This window comes from Dokdonia sp. (assembly GCF_039945015.1).
GTDB lineage: Bacteria > Bacteroidota > Bacteroidia > Flavobacteriales > Flavobacteriaceae > Dokdonia.
Window position 1 is genome coordinate 12,410 of the sequence record NZ_JBDUXP010000009.1, and the last position, 17,955, is coordinate 30,364.

10 protein-coding genes are annotated in these 17,955 nt (G+C 35.3%); 3 read left to right on the forward strand and 7 right to left on the reverse strand.

The annotated features are described in order from the left end of the window. Position 1: 1 nt before the first annotated feature. The 5 genes from ABJD27_RS07740 to ABJD27_RS07760 form a co-directional block, all read right to left on the reverse strand. The gene (locus tag ABJD27_RS07740) at positions 2–1,417 is read right to left on the reverse strand and encodes an ATPase, T2SS/T4P/T4SS family (RefSeq protein ID WP_348172552.1); all 1,416 of its coding nucleotides are present in this window, start codon (positions 1,415–1,417) and stop codon (positions 2–4) included. A gap of 3 nt (positions 1,418–1,420) precedes the next feature. Next, complete coding sequence (locus tag ABJD27_RS07745; RefSeq protein WP_348172549.1) at positions 1,421–1,915, reverse strand: hypothetical protein; 495 nt, start codon at positions 1,913–1,915, stop codon at positions 1,421–1,423. A 29-nt stretch (positions 1,916–1,944) separates the two neighbouring features. Then, positions 1,945–2,355: a prepilin-type N-terminal cleavage/methylation domain-containing protein gene (locus ABJD27_RS07750; protein ID WP_348172546.1), complete on the reverse strand. Its 411-nt coding sequence runs from the start codon at positions 2,353–2,355 to the stop codon at positions 1,945–1,947. A 233-nt stretch (positions 2,356–2,588) separates the two neighbouring features. Beyond that, positions 2,589–3,395: a tetratricopeptide repeat protein gene (locus tag ABJD27_RS07755; protein WP_348172543.1), complete on the reverse strand. Its 807-nt coding sequence runs from the start codon at positions 3,393–3,395 to the stop codon at positions 2,589–2,591. Continuing rightward, complete coding sequence (locus ABJD27_RS07760; RefSeq protein WP_348172540.1) at positions 3,392–3,955, reverse strand: sigma-70 family RNA polymerase sigma factor; 564 nt, start codon at positions 3,953–3,955, stop codon at positions 3,392–3,394. The genes ABJD27_RS07755 and ABJD27_RS07760 overlap by 4 nt, the downstream gene beginning before the upstream one ends. 113 nt (positions 3,956–4,068) lie before the next feature. Between ABJD27_RS07760 and ABJD27_RS07765 the strand changes: the two genes are divergently transcribed. Together ABJD27_RS07765 and ABJD27_RS07770 are read left to right on the forward strand one after the other, a co-directional pair. Then, positions 4,069–4,506, forward strand: a complete 438-nt coding sequence (locus tag ABJD27_RS07765; RefSeq protein WP_348172538.1) for a hypothetical protein — start codon at positions 4,069–4,071, stop codon at positions 4,504–4,506. 62 nt (positions 4,507–4,568) lie between these two features. Beyond that, entirely contained in the window at positions 4,569–7,262 is a 2,694-nt protein-coding gene (locus tag ABJD27_RS07770; RefSeq protein WP_348172535.1) for a CHAT domain-containing protein, read from the forward strand. Between the two features lie 345 nt (positions 7,263–7,607). Here ABJD27_RS07770 and ABJD27_RS07775 read toward each other — a convergent pair whose 3' ends face one another. Further along, positions 7,608–11,867, reverse strand: coding sequence for a DUF6443 domain-containing protein (locus ABJD27_RS07775; protein WP_348172532.1), 4,260 nt, complete (start codon positions 11,865–11,867; stop codon positions 7,608–7,610). Between the two features lie 6 nt (positions 11,868–11,873). Beyond that, positions 11,874–15,527, reverse strand: a complete 3,654-nt coding sequence (locus ABJD27_RS07780) for an RHS repeat domain-containing protein (protein ID WP_348202025.1) — start codon at positions 15,525–15,527, stop codon at positions 11,874–11,876. A gap of 901 nt (positions 15,528–16,428) precedes the next feature. Here ABJD27_RS07780 and ABJD27_RS07785 point away from each other — a divergent pair. After that, the gene (locus tag ABJD27_RS07785; protein WP_348172526.1) at positions 16,429–17,886 is read left to right on the forward strand and encodes a CoA-acylating methylmalonate-semialdehyde dehydrogenase; all 1,458 of its coding nucleotides are present in this window, start codon (positions 16,429–16,431) and stop codon (positions 17,884–17,886) included. Positions 17,887–17,955: the final 69 nt, after the last annotated feature.

Genomic DNA, 17,955 nt, shown 5'->3' on the forward strand with positions numbered 1-17,955 from the left:
ATTAATTTGCTAGTAATGCAAACACTTCTTCTACAGATGTTTCCCCCATTTGAATAAGATGTATCGCTTGATCGCTTAGTCGTTTTATATTTTCTCGTTCTAGATAGTTATCTATCTGTAATTCATTATTCTTAATATGAACTGATAATTCTTTTGTTATCGGTAAGAGTTCATACATTGCTTTTCTTCCCAAATAACCCGTATGATAGCAATGCGAACATCCCTCTGCAATGTAATGCTTTTTTAATCCTATAGGGTCTGTAAAATTCATTGGAAAGGTGTTTTGTTCTACTAATGTTTCTTTTTTACAATGTATACACAGTTTACGCACCAATCGCTGTGCAACACTTATATTTAAAGTACTGGCAATTAAATGTGCAGGTACACCCATATCAATAAGCCTAGAGATCGTCCCCCAAGCAGAATTCGTATGAATCGTTGAGAGTACAAGATGACCTGTAAGTGCAGCACGTATTGCCATATTTGCTGTTTCTACATCTCGTATTTCTCCTACCATAATAATATCTGGGTCTTGACGTAAAAAAGTCTTAAGCGCAGTCTCAAAATCCAATCCTATATCTTCTCTGAGTTGCATTTGCATAACCCCTTCTAAGGTATATTCTATCGGGTCTTCAATTGTTAGAATTTTTGTATCTGTCTTATTTAATTGTTTTAGAGTCGCATATAAAGTGGTTGTCTTTCCTGACCCTGTGGGGCCTGATATCAAGATAATGCCATTAGGATTACGAATACCTTCTTTATATATGAGTAATTCCTTATCAGTAAACCCTAATTGATCTAACTGGATATTTGAAGTGTCTTTACTTAAAATACGAAGTACAATACTCTCTCCATCCATCGTAGGTAATGTAGAGACACGAATATCAAACTCATCAGTTTGTGTTTTTATAGTAATCCTTCCGTCTTGCGGTAAACGGTTTTGAGAGATATCTAAATTCGCTTGATTCTTGATTTTATTAATAATGACAGGATACTCTTCTTTTGCAATACGATATTGTTCCTTTAGTTTCCCGTCTAGTCTAAAACGAATACGACAACTATTTTCAAAAGGTTCAAAATGAATATCACTACTCCCTATGGATTTTGCAGTTAATAAGATTTTCTCTAAAAAGTCTTGCGTATAAGTAAGCGTCTGATTTTCTGTTTCAAAAGCTTTTCTAAAATTAGAACTTAAATACCTGTCTAGCTCTTTTGTTTCAATTTGCTTAATAGAAACGGTATATCCTAAAAATATAAGAAGTTCTTGAGATAATGTATCTGCTGTCTTTGTGTCAGAATATAAGATTACCGTATCGTTTTCTTTATCAATAGGTACGATACGGTATTGATACGCTTGTTCTGCGCTAATCAATTGTTGTAATTCAACAGGAATGCTATATGTAGTTGTATCTTCCATAAGCTAAATCACATATAAATTATCATAAAAACCTAACCAGTGTACTAATAAAACTCCTGCAAAAAACAGTGATAAATAGCCCGCTAGTGGTACTGTTTTTTCTTTATGCATTGATATATCTTTAGTATGCTTTCGCGAAAGCGTAAACTTTTGAAATACCAAGTGAATTATCAATGAAAAGATGAACCCAAAAACAAGCAAAGTCACAAAACTTAGGGTTGCAAATCCTAACGCTAAAGCAAATAGGAAAAAGATATCTCCGATACCTAACACGTTTTGTAAACTGAATGTTTGCATTCTTATTTTTATATATCCTATAAGTACTAATAACATTAGTAAGACAAGACCACTATTAAATGCACTATGAATACCATATTGCAACCAACCAACTGCATTTATATGTATTACGGAAAGCCCTAAGGCTCCTACTAAAAAAAGCCACCAATACACCAAACGATCTTTTTGGTCTTGATAAAAAATGGCTAGTAAACTAGCCATTACTATAATTTTTATGACAATTAGAATCATTAATCTTTAATGATTTGCTTAGGTGTCCCGTTTTCATCTATTTCCCATACATTAAAGACCCCATCTCGATCAAAATCAATAATAGCTGTTGCTCTTGCTTTAAAGCCTTCTGAAGAAACAGTTGTGATTTCATATACATAATTTGCAGTACCCCCTTCTTTTACTGTTTTTGGAGCTTCAAAATCAATCTCATTAAAATCTCCAGAAAAGGTAGAATATGAATAACTATACAGTGTTTGCATATTATGAATCTGCTTTAATTGTGCTTGTGCTTCTATACTTTTTGTTTTAGCAATCAAGGGCATTAATTTAGGCATTGCTAGTAAGAGCAATATCCCAATAATAGCCAGTACAATGAGCATTTCTTGAAGATTAAATGCAGAGAGTTTATGTTTAAAAAATCGCTTCAAAATGAAATGTATTTGTAACATTAAATATACTAGAAAATAAATATAGTATCTATATTTTGCAAACTTTATTGTCTTATTCATACATATCTTATCTGTATAGCAAAAACATAGGTTCTGTCGCATTAATAACTATATTTCAAGTTTTCTGTTCTATTACTACATAAGCTCTAGATCTTATTCAAAATTCTATTTTTATAGAATTAATGCGACAGAACCGTGCCTAGTACGTTAAATTAATCCAACAAATATTTCAAAAGACTTTTGGCCTCTTCATATTTGTAGTGAGAAGGTATAGCCGCAATCTTTTGTAATTCTGAACCAGCCGTATCCTTATCTCCTTTTTTAAGAAACAATAATGCCATATACCATTCTCCTTTGGGTGCATCTATAACATCACTATTGGCCAGAGTTTCAAAAATCTCTCGAGCCTCCGCATAATTACCTAATTCCATATAAGCGATACCTTTATAAACTTCCAATGTTGTATTGGACGGGTCTTTAGGTCTGAAGTCCTGAAAGTAGGCCAGTGCTTCTTTATAATTTTTATTTTCAAAAGCTTCTTGTGCGACTTCAAGCAATCTTTCTGAGTCATTTTCACCTCTGTATGTCAGTGAAGGTAATTCAGAAAGGTTTAGGGCATTGGTATATAACTCGTCTGTAGTAGGAGTTGTTGGCCATAAAAATACAAGTCCACAAATAATGACTACTGCGGCGGCCGTACTATATATTTTCCACAAGCTATTTTTAGATCCGCTAACTGAATTTTGATAGGTAGCGTTAGCTTTATCAATTGTTTCTTTTAGTTTGAGAATATTCTCTCTTTTAGACAATTCTATGTACGCATTTTTATTCTCTTCGTTCACTTTTTGAACATAACTCCAACGCTCAGGATCAATGGAATCAAAGAGCTGCATCTCGATTAGTACGCTTTCGCGAAAGCTTTTCTCTTCAGAAATTCTCTGCTCAATTTCCTTAGTTTCTTCAAGAGAAAGCATTCCGTTCAAGTAGTTACCTATTAAGTGACTTTCTTCACTAGTCATAATTCCTTAAGAGTATTAAAGCGTCGATCTTGTTTTACAATCTCAATGAGCTTATTCTTACATTTATACACACGCTGACTTACAACTAGTTCAGAGTTATACTCCATCTTAATCATAATTTTAACATAAGGAACTTTCGCTAAATAATACTTAAGTATCTCTTTGCAATTATCTGACAATTCGTCCATTTTCTCTGTTATTAATTCCCACCTTTCCTGTTCTAACACAGTATTGGCAATCTCATCATATTCATCTATAGGTTCAAAAACTCCATCACTTATTACCCTTGGGGTGGATTTATTTAGTTCTCGTCTCCATAAATTTCTGCACACAGTAAAAAAATATGCCTTGAAGGTTGTCTCGATAACAAATGGTTCTTTACTATATCGAATGGCAAGTTGCATTAGACCTTTTTGAAAAACATCCTCAGCATCAACCTGTTGCCCTTTATTCTTTAAAACAAAAGAACGGACACTAGGAAATACGTCATTATAAATAGAAAGAATTACTTTGGAATCATTCGCTACCAAAGCTTTCAAAAACACATCGCTATCTGCCACTGATATTTTTTATTTAATACTCCAACAAAAATAAACTTTTATATTTGTTCGGGTAATATTTGAAATTGTTTTGACACGACATAACATATAAACCCTTTAATTAATTTCAATTTATGAAAACATTTAATCACATTGGCAAATTTGCATTAATCTTTAGCTTTTTTGCTTTTTTTGGTTGTAGTACTGAAACAGAAGAATTTAGTGAGATCCAAACCATTGAAACGGTTACTCCAACTACTAGAGCTTCAGATCCTGTATTAGAGGCAGGAGTGCGACCATTTCAAATTACATACGAGTCTGGAACGACCAGAGTCCAAAGACGTGAAACACGAGAAAGTTTCTTAAACGATCCGTTTACCACCTTTGTTGATTTTACTAGTTGTGGATCTCAATCAGATAAAGAGATTTGGTATATGGATGTACATCCAGAACACGCTCCTCCGTGCCCTCCATGTGGCGGACCAAAAACGGCAGCTTCTCACATCGAAGATGACGGAGACCCCCTTGAAAGAATCCTTCAAGTTCTTGATGATGTAGATACTTGTGACTAAATCGAGTTAACACTTAGAATCTGAAACATTTTTTTTTCAAAAATATCGTCTGGTTATGCACTGTGCTTTTCACAAGAATTGGATATAGCCAGACTTTTATTGACTCCTATCAGCAACTCCAACCAAAAAATAAAGGCCTAGCGGTTATTAAACAAGTAGACAGCTTACTTCTGGCTGCAGAGAATACTAAAACGCTTCAAGATGCTATTTTTATAGCACATGATTACGCTATTCGCTGTGCCAGTAAAAGAGTTTATGACAAAGCTATATATTATGCTCAAAAAGATATAGCGTACTATGAATCTACAGACTCCATAAACGCCAAGTATTCACATGCCCTTTTTAACTTGGGTATTTTCTATTATCGAAGCGGTCAAACGAACCCTTCAATAGAAACCTTTGACAAGGTAATTTCAATAAACAACAATCCTTCAAGAGTTGCTAGAGCATACAGCGAGCTAGGAAAATGCTACAATAGATTACAACAATATTACAAAGCTTTTGACCATTATAAAAAAGCTATATCACTACTTGAAGAAGAAGTTCCAGGTGGAGCCCTTTTCTCTGCCTATGTAAACATCTCCCAGGCCTATGATAATCTAGGAACAAAAGAGAGCTATAAGCAAGAGATTACTTACTTAAAAAAGGCACAGACACTTTCAGATAGCATATCTCTTTCGTATAGTCGTTATACCTCCCTTTACAATACTATTGCACGCTATCACAGAGTTAAAGACGTATACAATTACAATGTCTCCAAATTGTACTACAATAAAAGTCTTGCAATGGCGCAAGCCATAGACGACTCCCTATCTACAGCCAAAATCTACCTGAATTTAGGAGAATTATTGCTTGCCGAAAGTAAAAACAAAAACAATATCCCAAAAGATAGTATTCTCTATTATCTCAATAAAAGTATGACCTATGTGTCCGATGAGTATGTAGAGGAGCGCAGTCTTTTTCACAGTAATTTAGCCGATTACTATTTACTTGAAAACAAGTACGAACTCGCGCTTCAAGAACGCCACAATGCTCTGAAAGCAGTACTGCCTCTTGTGGAAGATATATCACGAGCACCGACATTAGCCGACTTAAAAAAAATTCAGAACCAGCATTTCGTAATTGGCGTATTGAGTGAAAAAGCCAATGTTTTTGTAGACCGCTTTCGCGAAAGCGGACATCGAGAAGATCTCGTTTTTGCTATGAATCACTTACAAGTGGCCGACAGTCTAATTACCTATATGCAAGACAGGACCTACGACACTCAATCCAAACTCTTCTGGCGAGATCAAGCCGTATATCTTTATTCGAAGGCAACGAGCACTGCGCATTTGATGAATAATCCTGAACTTGCCTTTAAGTTTACAGAAAAAAACAAAGCGTACTTACTTACAGAAGCAATTCTAAACAATACGCAGCAGGCCGGCATTCCTGAAGCTCTTTTGGACAAAGAAGTAGCCTTAAAAAAGAGACTCTTTTCACTTGAAAACAGCGTTAAAGTAGATGACACCAACAAGAATCAGGATGCTCTTTTTATCCAAAAAGAAAACTACACTCAATTTCTAGATTCCCTTCAAACTGTTTTTCCTGAATTTTACGAAACAAAGATACAGAGTAGTGTTTTTTCTACAAGACAGATTCAAAAAGAGCTTGATTCGCAGACTGCAATCATCTCGTATATATGGAATGAAGAAGATCTTGATTGGCCTGCCTTGAACGGAGTATTACTTACAAAAGATATTTCTGTTGTTTTTGAAGTTAAAGAAGTTCGAGAAATTGAAGACCTTATCACCAGTTTTCGAGCGGCTATTTCTAAACCCTTTGTAAACAATAAAGACAGTGACTCTTTTAAAGAAAGTGCTACAAGATTACATCAGTATTTACTGCCAGAGAAAATCAAAAAACAATTAACTGGAAAAAAGCTAATCATTATACCAGACGGACAATTACAATATCTTCCTTTTGAAGCCTTGGTCGATACTAAAAATGACAAATACCTTATTGAAGAACATCAAGTAAGTTATGCATATTCGGCTTCATTTTTAGTACATAACAAGAAAGTGAATCGTGAAAACACTTCGGGATTTACTGGTTTTGCGCCCGTCTCGTATAATCACAACAATCTTAACACTTTAAAAAACAGTTCGCAGGAATTGAATAATATTCATAGTCTAATAGACGGCCAAAAGTTTTTGGAAGCGGAAGCTTCAAAGGAAAACTTTTTCGCGAAAGCGTCTCAAAGCAATATCATACATCTCGCTACACATTCTGAAGGATCTAACAACCCATGGATTGCTTTTAATGACAGCAAATTAGAAGTTCATGAACTATACACAAGTAAACATCCTGCAGAATTGGTGGTTCTAAGCGGTTGCGAAACCTCTCTAGGAGAAATAGCCAAAGGAGAGGGTGTAATGAGTCTCTCTCGTGGTTTTTTTCATGCTGGAGCAAACACTGTTGTCTCTACCCTTTGGAGAGCTAACGACAAGTCTACAGCGACTATCATGGCTAGTTTCTATAGCAATCTCAAATCAGGACAAACCAAAGCAGAAGCGTTACACAACGCCAAACTCAATTACCTCAACACTGCCAATCTTTCTGAAAAATCTCCTTCCTACTGGGCTCCTTTTATATTGACAGGAGATGGAGAAACTGTATTGTTCACGCCTTGGTATTTGAAAATTCTTTGGGTTCTGGGTGGTGTTATTGGAGTACTTGGTGTTGGTTTCTTTGTAAGAAATAAGTTCAAAGAGTAGACTAATTTAATGTAGCTTGGATATTGCCACCAAGTATTATGCTTTTTAGTCATATTTCCTAGACTCTGTGACTCCTAATCATGAATTAGATAGATAGTGAGTATGAACATCTCATTTAAAATCATCTGACGGTTATTTACAAATGATCTTATCATGTATAGAACAATGAGTATAAATAGTCATACTTTGGCGAAAGCTTAAAACTCAAATTAAGAAGAAAGCCATACAGTTAATTGCATGGCTTTCTAGATTAGAACTCTAATTTAACTTTTACTAAAAGTTGTACTCTTTTTAAACAAGCATGAGTTGTAGGCTTGTCTTTTTCTTTAAGTAACAATTGCTAAATTATTGCCTTGATAAAATTCTTTTTCTAAACTCCTCCCTCAAAGTACCGTCAAAATAATTAATGAATTTTTGTCGTAATTCGACAGTTCTAAATAGCAGTTCACCCACTCTCTTCCTGTTCTCATCTTTAAATGTTATAGTTGCATACCCTTGAAATGTAGTTTCAAGAAACGAATTTCTATCTTGACTGGTCAAAAGTTCTGATCCCATATTATTGTATACAATGTTAGTTCCTGCTTCATATAAGTAACCATAATCACTATTATTTGCTTTAGTATCTAGAACGGTAAAAGTTTCACTAAAATTTACTACACCATAATCCCTATTGAACCCTGTCGCTCTTCTGCCTTTATTGTTTCTACTTCGAACAACATCAGTAGGTAAGTAGGTTATAGTTCGCATATGTTTATAATTTTTAAATTTTTCATTAGTAAAGGAGATTTCTATGACAGTGTGCACATAAACCTTTAGTATAATATGTGATAAAAAAGCGTTTACAATTTTATCTCCTTTACTAGTAGCCTTATCAAGACCAAATTCTTTATCTAGCCCTGCTTTCAAGTTAGCTACATTGATGGTAAACCCTTTTGCTTTTCTTGTACGAGATTCGCCTTTCTTTTTATTATCAATACCTCTATACCTATCAGACCAGTGTCCATTTCTATATTTAGGTTTATCATCCTCAGGATCTCTTTCCGCATCTGCTCCACTTGGGTCTGCAAATACAATAGGGTTATTATCAAATGCAACATATGGAGAAAACTGATGATGAGTTACTGGGTCCATTGAAGTAAATCTTCCAATTGTAGGATCATATTGACGCAATGGCATTTCATATAGGTTAACAGCTAATCCTTCTTCCTGTTCAATCCCATTGTATTTAAATCTACTGGCAATTGAATTTACATTTCCAGAAACATTAGTATTATATCCTCTGTGCTTTAAGCCAAAGGGGTAATAATTATTTTCCTCAATAATTTCTGTATCAGCATTTATACTTCCGTTCTTATCGGCATCTCCAAAAGACAAGCGTACATTGCCTAAGTGATCTTTGTATTGATACACATAGTTGGCAGTAGCCAAAGAATATCCCGATAATAAGGTATAGGTAACTGTCGGTTCTACATAGCCTTCTGGCTGACTTATAAACTTCAAACTCGTATTAGACATCCCTGTTTGGCGTTCATAAATATAATTACCTGCATAAAAAGTAGATTGACCACTAGATAAATTGGCTTGCTTCACATTCTTTTCCTGTTTTACACCATTGGCATCATAGACATACATTATAATCCCTGCATTTGGATTAGACCCCGTATTATTATGCATCACCATCTCTATAGGCAAGTTTAAGTGATTGTAGGTAATATTGGTAATCCCCTTGTTTTTATCAACAGTCATATTTCCATTGTTATCATAAGCATAGTCATCGCCAACCGTATTTCCATCATTAAAACCGTCTGGGTCATTATACTGATCAGTCACACTTAACAATTTATTTCCAGCATCATAAGCATAGGTAAGTCGATCCATTAACCCAGGAGATTCTCCGCGAGATCTCCACAATGTCTGCAAATTCCCATTTTTATCATAGGAAATATTTTGCACATCTAAACGGCCTTGATTTGAAGCATACTGCCCAAATACATGAATGGTATGTTTAGCCTTTTCAAGTCTATTCAATGCGTCATACTCATATGCATAGGCTCTTTTATGATTCGATACATTGTCACTTCTCCATAGGGTTTCACTGATATTTCCATTAAACAATGCTTCTCCATAAATAGTCTCGGGATTGTTATAATTTATTTGAAAACCAAACAAATCGTCTCCCATGTTATTGACATCATTGATTTGCTTCAACCATCCTCTTATATTGTAATCAAAGTCTACTGTTTGTAATCCGACAGAAGCTTCAGGAATTGAAGCTACTTCACCTCCTACTTTCTTAGCCTCTAATTGTCCCAGTTCATCATAGATGTTGTTTACAATGAGTTCCGGAGTCAAATCATTCAAGGTTTGTTTTTGAGTCAACAAACGATTTGCATGATCATAAGTAAACTCATCTAAAGTTTTAATCTCCAGACCATCTTTTTGATGTGTATGTTCTGATGCAATCACCTTACCCACAAAATCAAGCGCCGTAAGTATCACATCTTTCGCCCCTAGATATTGATTGAGACTTCCCGAATATATTGGTCGTTTCTTGAAATCGTAATAAATGGCATCAATAATCCATTTATCTGTCCCCAAAACACGCACCTTTCCTCCTGTAGGGAGTGAATGTGTATCAGAAGTAATCTCATTATTCGTTCCTACTAAGGGAAAGACTCCTAAATGAGGAAACTCTGCATTGACATCATCGGTGTACTCATCATAATAGTTTACAGTATACACTTCAATATTTTGAGTAGGATATACTTTGTTGTTATGATGTAAACTCATATCTCCAATTACCACTGGCGAGACCAATGCTTTTCCTTCACTTAAATCTGTTTGTACATCTAAAATACCTTGTAACAAGAGACGATTGTCGTTACCGTCAAAATCGGCTGACTTAAAATAATAATACTTGCCCGTATACACAACCCTGTTTAACTCATCATATTTAGTAAATAACCAATGATTGGTACTGCCTAAGTTCGGATCTTGCGTCAATACTGGGCGATCTAATTTGTCATAGACAATATACTCCCAACCTTTACCAGGAATCTTCTTGGCAATTAAACGGTTTCTACGATCGTATCTATATTGATACCCTAAATCGTTAAGCACTTCAATTTCAATAGCGCTTCCCGACAATATCCCATCACTTGCTTTAGGAGACAATACAAATGTTAAGTTTCCAAAATCATCATAGATGTACTGTGTATCATGAGCTAGGTTATTTTGATAATTACGTTTTAAAATAATCTGTCCAGATTTATTAGAGAACTCCTCAGAAGTATGATCTTTTTCATGGGTTTGAGTAGGTGACCAATTTTCATCTCTAGTAATACTCTTAAACAATTGTTCAACATCATAGTATCCATTAGAAGTCAATAAAGGCTCTTCAGTGTTACCTGTTGGAAAAGTCACTTTGAAATAACGTACTTCATTTGCGACATTGGTATGATGTTTAAACTTTATCGTGTGATCTGTATCTCCAGAAGCGTCAATTTCCCAATCTTTTCCCGGAGCTCCTTGTTCAAAAACACGACCACTTGGGGATGCCTCCAATGCTTTATCAGAATAAGGATTCGGAGTTGAAGCATTTAAGTCAGCACCATGTTTACCAACATAGTAATCATTTAATTCAGGAAGGAGTATATCATGTCGTGTAAACATACCATTCACAGCTTTCGCATGTGGCAAATAGCTTTTGGTTTGTCTACCGTATTGATCATACACCACTGGAGTAATAATGTCTTTCGCATTTGAAGTATTGAACAATTCAGACAAATCACCTTGTGTACCATCCAATTTTTCTAAAACAGGACGATAAAAGTATTGTAGTACATTACTATCATCGCTTCTGTATAGAAAATTTCTAAACAAAGACTCTGTTGTGTCATCACTCCATTTAAATTCGTTTCCGTTGGCTATTTTATTACCGTTTTTATCATATAAACCACTGATGCCAGTATTGGAAATGCTTCCAAAATCATGTGGATGAATGACCCCTACAAGGAGATACCATGTATTTTCTTGTGGCAGAAAACCACTAAAGAAATAAGGATTGGTATTAAAAACTCCATTCAGGTTTTTAACATTCCTAGTTCCAAAATAGAGCCATCCGTTATTCACATCTCCTGTGCGTTTTACCCATACACTGTATCGATACGCCACGTTTTTATCAACCGACATCATATTGGTATTCCAACCACCATCGGGTCCTAAAACACCATCGTTCCCACATCTCCAAAGCAACCCCAAATCTCCAGAAGGTGTTTCTCCTTGTACAATTTCATTCTCACTTGACTGTCCATATTTATAAAAATTGGGTGTTGTTTGCGCCCCCAAAATCCAATCCATCGTCAACTCATTGTTCACGCTATGCTCACCTCCTTGACGTATTAAAATACTCTGTTCGGGACGCCCTAAACCATCGTAATAATTGATGTTCTCAATTTTATCAAAATTTGAGAGTTGGTTTATTTCTTGTTCATTTTCAACCGGCACTTGATATGCCGTTTGTTTTACGTAATTCTTATTTTGTGTTTGGGCCCATCCTAGACAAGACACCAATAGTAACATTACTGATATTGCTAATTTTTTCATCTTTTCCTAGTTCTGAGCTGTAAAATTATATTCATTCTTACTTAAAATATTCCCATTTTGATCCTTCACATATTTCAATCGATAGAGGTTGTCATATTCGTAGTAAATAGAATTACAACTAGGATCGATCATATGCGTCATCAAATTTGTAAGTGGGTCATAGAAATAAAAACTCACTAGTGATCTTGGAAAAGTATCTGCTACAAATTGACAAAGTATAGGTAGATTGTCTCCTTCAGGAAAAGTTGTTGTAGAAGGAATATAATTTTCAATTTTGCGCGTTACTTGGTTGTGCACGTTGTATTGATACTGCGTAATTGTTCCATTTGCAGCCTTCACCTCAATCAAATTACCAGCACTGTTATACTTTTCAAAAACCACACGTTCTTCAAAGGTATCTTCTCCCTTAGCAGAATGAATAGCAGATGGCAATACATTACCTTCATAGCTATCAAAAACGGTCTTACTTCTCGACAATGTAGAAATCGCTCCTCCTTCTTCTACAAAAGATTCTGACTGAATTGGTGTATTAATTCTCTTACTATCTAATACCGCTTGATAATTCGTTAATTCCTGTGAAGAACTTGCTACCGCAGCTGCCTCATCCAAATACTTTACTATTGTTCCTTGGCGCTTACCATTTATACTAGTGCTCACAGTTGTTTTGGTAGGTTGTCCTGCATAACTATTGTATTCATAAGATGTTTGTGTAATTACTTTTCTGTAATCACTTTCATCTATACTTCCATCCCAGTTTTCTTGAAGGAATAAGTACTCAGCATCCAAATAATTTTGGACCCCATCATTGTCGTGATCCTGCACTTCCCATCCAGGATAATTATATGGATTTCGGGGTGCCGTCACTCCTTCCCAAGCTACTGGAATACAATCCATATAAGTAGTTTGAGTGGTGGCGTTGACAGCCACTTCTTTAGATTGAATCTCATATAATCCAAGTCCTACGTGCGAATATGGAACATAAGCTCCCGCTCCATGATTAGTATGAGCAGAACCTACTACGACCTTTTGGAAAGAGCGCGTTTTATTCTGATACGAATATTGGGTCTCACTTATTTTAAATAGTGTGTCATTTTCTTTTTTAAGTACTTTTTCAGTCAAAGTCTTCCCATGGCGAAGGTTCAACCAACTTGCACCAGAATGCGCTTTGATTATCCCATTAAACGCCATCGTTGAAATTTCTGGAACATGCGTAATAAGGACTGAGTTACCAATATCCTTGATGAATCGTTTTTCTATTCCTCCATTCTCAAATGTATCTCCGCCATAACTAATGGTAACTACTTTATGATTATTGATAACATTTTCAGAATAATTCGTTGGATGTATGCCTAAAGTATAACCTCTATGAGAATCTATTGATCCTGCAAAGGGCAAAGGACTAAACACTCTAGGAGGGGATCCATTCTCACATGGGATATTAGTCATTTCCCAAACATTACATTTTTTTAGTAAGCTTACTTGCTCATGAAATATAGGTTTTCTATAAACAGCAACATAGTCCGCCGGATTTTTAAGAACATTTTCTACTCGAGTATAGTAATATCTTTTTATATTTTGAGGAGTTGCATTTTCACTGTTAGAAACAAAATCAGACAACCGTTTCACTCGCAATCCTTCGCCTTCTACTAATTGATATCCTACGTTGTAATCAAAAGACAAAGACGCCGTCATAGAAGGGGCACTTTGATTGACAGGTGTTGGTAATCTCAACTCAATTTTATAAATCTTTCCTTCTTGAAAATTATAAGAAAAAACCCTTTCTTCTTCATAAGTTGGATCAAAACCATCAGGGTAAATCATGACTATTGATTCAGTATGAACAAGCGTATCATCGGATTGCGTAGTTGGGTCACCTAAATCGATGATAAAAACTTTGGTTCTATCACGAGTATAATCAAGAGCATGAACCTTCACTGTTATTTCAATAGTTTGATCTGTAAACACCCCATTTTGGGTAGATGAAGGAGTATCTCCATCACTCAACAATTCTGGGTAGCCTAAATAAACAAATTCACTTAGTTTATCATTATAATAAGCCCCAGAACCATCTTCAAAAGGATAATTATTACGAAAAGTTCTTATGTACTTGTGTTCAAACTTGATTTCTTTAGCTATTTCTCCTTCGTATTCAAAAAGTGTATGTCCTCCAGTTGGATAGTACATTTTCTTAAGAGCACCTTTAACTTTGTAATTGAGATCGGTACTGCGATCTGCAGTTGCATATCCCAATCCACTCAACACTTGTGAAGCAGAACCGTATCCAGTAGGTAAATCACTTACATCTGGAAGTAATCCGTACTGATTGTTTTTACCATTGTAAAAACCAAGTGCATCTTGAGAATTTGCAAAACGGGCTGGTAAGCCAAGTGGGTCATAGTACTCAAAGTTAAACTCACGATGTTGTCTTCCTCCTACTCCTGAACCGGACTCGAATTCTTTATTAAAAATGACTTTTTCTAAGAAAAAACGCTGTCCTATATTATTACCATAAGCAAAAATATATTCTAAGTCTATATTCTGAAAAAGTGTAGATCCCTTATGCACTTGTACTCCTTCCAAAACACGTTCAAAATTAAAACCTCCATCTATTAAATTGGTGTGATTAAAGATTACTTCCTCGTTTGTAAAAGGGGATCGTATTTTCTTTAAAAACTTACCTCCATAAACACGAGTAAATACTTTTGATGCTGCATAATTTTGACCAGATGATTCTTCCAAAGGTTCACAATTTGGTGGATCACCACAACCTGAATAATATCCCAGTTCAGGGTCCGCCTGATACTTTACGATTGTTTTGCTTTGAGAGGTTAAGAGTCTATAAGATCCAACATCATCATATTCTAGATATATACGCCCATTAATAGGATGTACTATTTGAGTCAAATAGAAAGAGGTGACTGCTCTAGGTGTTACTACATCATGATAGTTTTGATCTAGCATGGTTTCTTCCGTGGCTATATCTCCAAAGTAATACTGAATGCCATCAGGAGTAGTAATTTTAAATTCCTTTTGTTGCAATAATTTTAGACGATTGGTATTTTGACTTCCTAATATTTCAATTTCTAATTCACTATCTACATTAATTAAGATTGGACTCATATCGTCCTGACTCAAATAGAAACTCCCTGAATATCCTGGAAATGAAAAACTGAAAATATCAGGTTGTGTATCCCAAGTTAAACCTGTAGAATTATAGTACTGATAGATTACTACGGCTTCATCTTGTTCATTAGTAATATTAAGTAAATCTATATCTTCTTGAAAAACACGTTGATTTACTTGTTCATCAGGTTTGTGATTTACAGTTCTGGTAATTACACCTCCGGCATCAAGAGTCCAATTAACGCCTGTCCAAGTATTATTGGCGTCAACTTTAACACCATTACCTATATAATTCATTGTAATAGGCAATTGTAATTGCCCTGCACTAAATGTATGAATAGGGACATTGGCAGTTGCCTTTCCTGTAGATTCATTTATTGGCAAATCACCATATTGAGTAATTGCACCCGCCTGTGGCGAGGGTGGCGTAAAATCTGGGAGGTCATTGGGTGCCTCCGAACTAGTTGTTCCATCACCAATTTGAGCATATACGCCTACACTCAAAAACAACACAAACAGTGTTACTACTTTTTTCATTAAACTTTATTTATATGATTATTAAAATAGGTTTGTGCATCCCGCACATCCCAAGTCTCAAATAATCGTGCCTATAAAAATTTATTTATTACCCATAAAATCGAAAAAAGCAAAAAAAACAAGTGAGAAAAGATCGGGGCGGAGAGATATGGCTGATGTTATATAATAAAAGAACAAGACGTGAAACTAAAGCTTTGGATGCACTATTGTTTCCAATAAGTTTATTCGAACAACTTTTCATGTTTTCTTAATGTTTCGAGTCTAGAAGGGGCTCTCAAAACCACCTAATCTTCTAAATAGCAAAGTTTTACGGTTCGATAATGAACTAATAGGGGGAGCAAAAGCGATAAAAGCCTTGACATATATCAAGGCTTTTTTTATACGTACTATTCTGAAAATCTTGTGTTTATTATGACATACACATAGAACTACATTTTTAAAATAATTGTGATTAATCTTCTTGACCTTTGCAAGTTGATGTATCCGTTTGATAAGATCAACTTCTTGCTTAAAAAATTTTATTGATTTCACAATATTTATGCATTTTATTATACTCTTGTTTCCATCTTGAACTATTAAAACTTAGGATTGAAACTGTTTATTTTTTGGCAAGTATCCCTTATAAAAGTTTGTGATACGTACTCTATTTTATAATTATATCATAGGAGGATTTTTCATTTTCTAGTGTTTCAAAGAACAAAACTATAGTAATAATAATAATATAGACATCTAACTTTGAGCAACTTCCCTTATACTGGACATTTTATTTCAAAAGTATTATAGAGATTGTAAGGGAAACTTTTTTGATATGCAAGATTATGGAATAATCACCCCTTTTCTAGTATCATTTTTGTACTTTAATTATTAATTTCTCATTATTCACAAAGTAAAATCGATATTAATGATGCCACAAACACAAGTTAAAAACCTCATAAATGGTCAAAAATTGAGGAACGGACAGACTTCTATGGATATTATTTCTCCTCTGGATGGATCGGTCATTTCCAATCTACCCATGAGTAACAGTTCAGATTTGGATGCGGCAGTAGAAGCAGCTAAAAAAGCATTTCCAACATGGTCAGATATGACACTTAAAGAGCGCGTACACATATTTTTTAAGTATCGCCAATTGCTCGAAGATAATATTGAAGAACTAACGGAACTCGTGCATTTGGAAAATGGGAAGACCGAAGATGAAGCTCGTGCAGAAGTATTAAAGAGTATGGAACTCTGTGAATTTGCCGTATCAATGCCACAAATTGTAACCAATGAAATTCAAGAGGTAAGCAAAGGTGTTGAATGTAGAATAGAAAGAAAACCGCTTGGAGTAGTTGCATGTATTACACCATTCAATTTTCCAAACATGGTGCCTCACTGGACTGTACCTAATGCACTCATTCTAGGAAATACATTGGTGCTCAAACCTTCTGAATTGGTACCTCTTAGTGCAGTAAGAATGGGTGATTTATTAAAAGAAGCTGGATTACCAGATGGAGTATTTAATATTGTCAATGGTGGGAAGGAAGTCGTTGAGGCCATTTGCGACCATCCAGATATCAAAGCAACTTCTTTTGTAGGATCAACCAAAGTGGCAAAAATTGTATATAAAAGAGCAAGTGGAAACCTCCAACGATGTGTAGCTTTAGGAGGTGCAAAAAACCACCTTCTTGTATTACCTGATGCCAATCCTGATATGACTGCAAATAATGTAGTGGCATCTATGGCAGGTTGTGCAGGACAAAGATGTATGGCAGCGTCCGTAATGGTTGGGGTTGATAAAGTACAACACATTATTGACAAAATGATCGCTGAGGCAAACCTGATTATGCCAGGTAAAAACCTTGGCCCAGTAATTAGTCAAGAAGCAAAAGATAGAATAGAAGGATATATTACAGAAGCTGAAGCGCAAGGCGCTAAAATATTAGTAGATGGCAGAGGTGTAACTGTTTCTGGACATGAGAAGGGCTTTTATGTAGGACCAACCATAATTGATTATGTAAAACCAGATATGGCTATTGCTAAAGAGGAAATTTTTGGACCTGTAATTTCTATTATCAGAGCAAGCGATATAGACGAAGCCATTCGAATAGAAAATGGATCAAACTATGGGAATGCAGCCGCTGTATTTACAGAAAGTGGATCTATGGCCAAAAGAGTTATGGACGGTGCAAGTGCAGGAATGATAGGGGTCAATATTGGCGTACCCGTTCCTAGAGAACCTTTCTCCTTTGGCGGATGGAATGAATCAAAATTTGGAGTCGGAGATATTACTGGTAAAAGTTCCATTGAATTTTGGACACAAAATAAGAAGACAACGACAAAATGGAATCCAGAAGATAAGAGGGATTGGATGAGCTAATTAAATGAATTTTCGAAGGCATGACCTTAAAACAAAACTATGAATTCCTGATCAAGTGAAATTACTTCA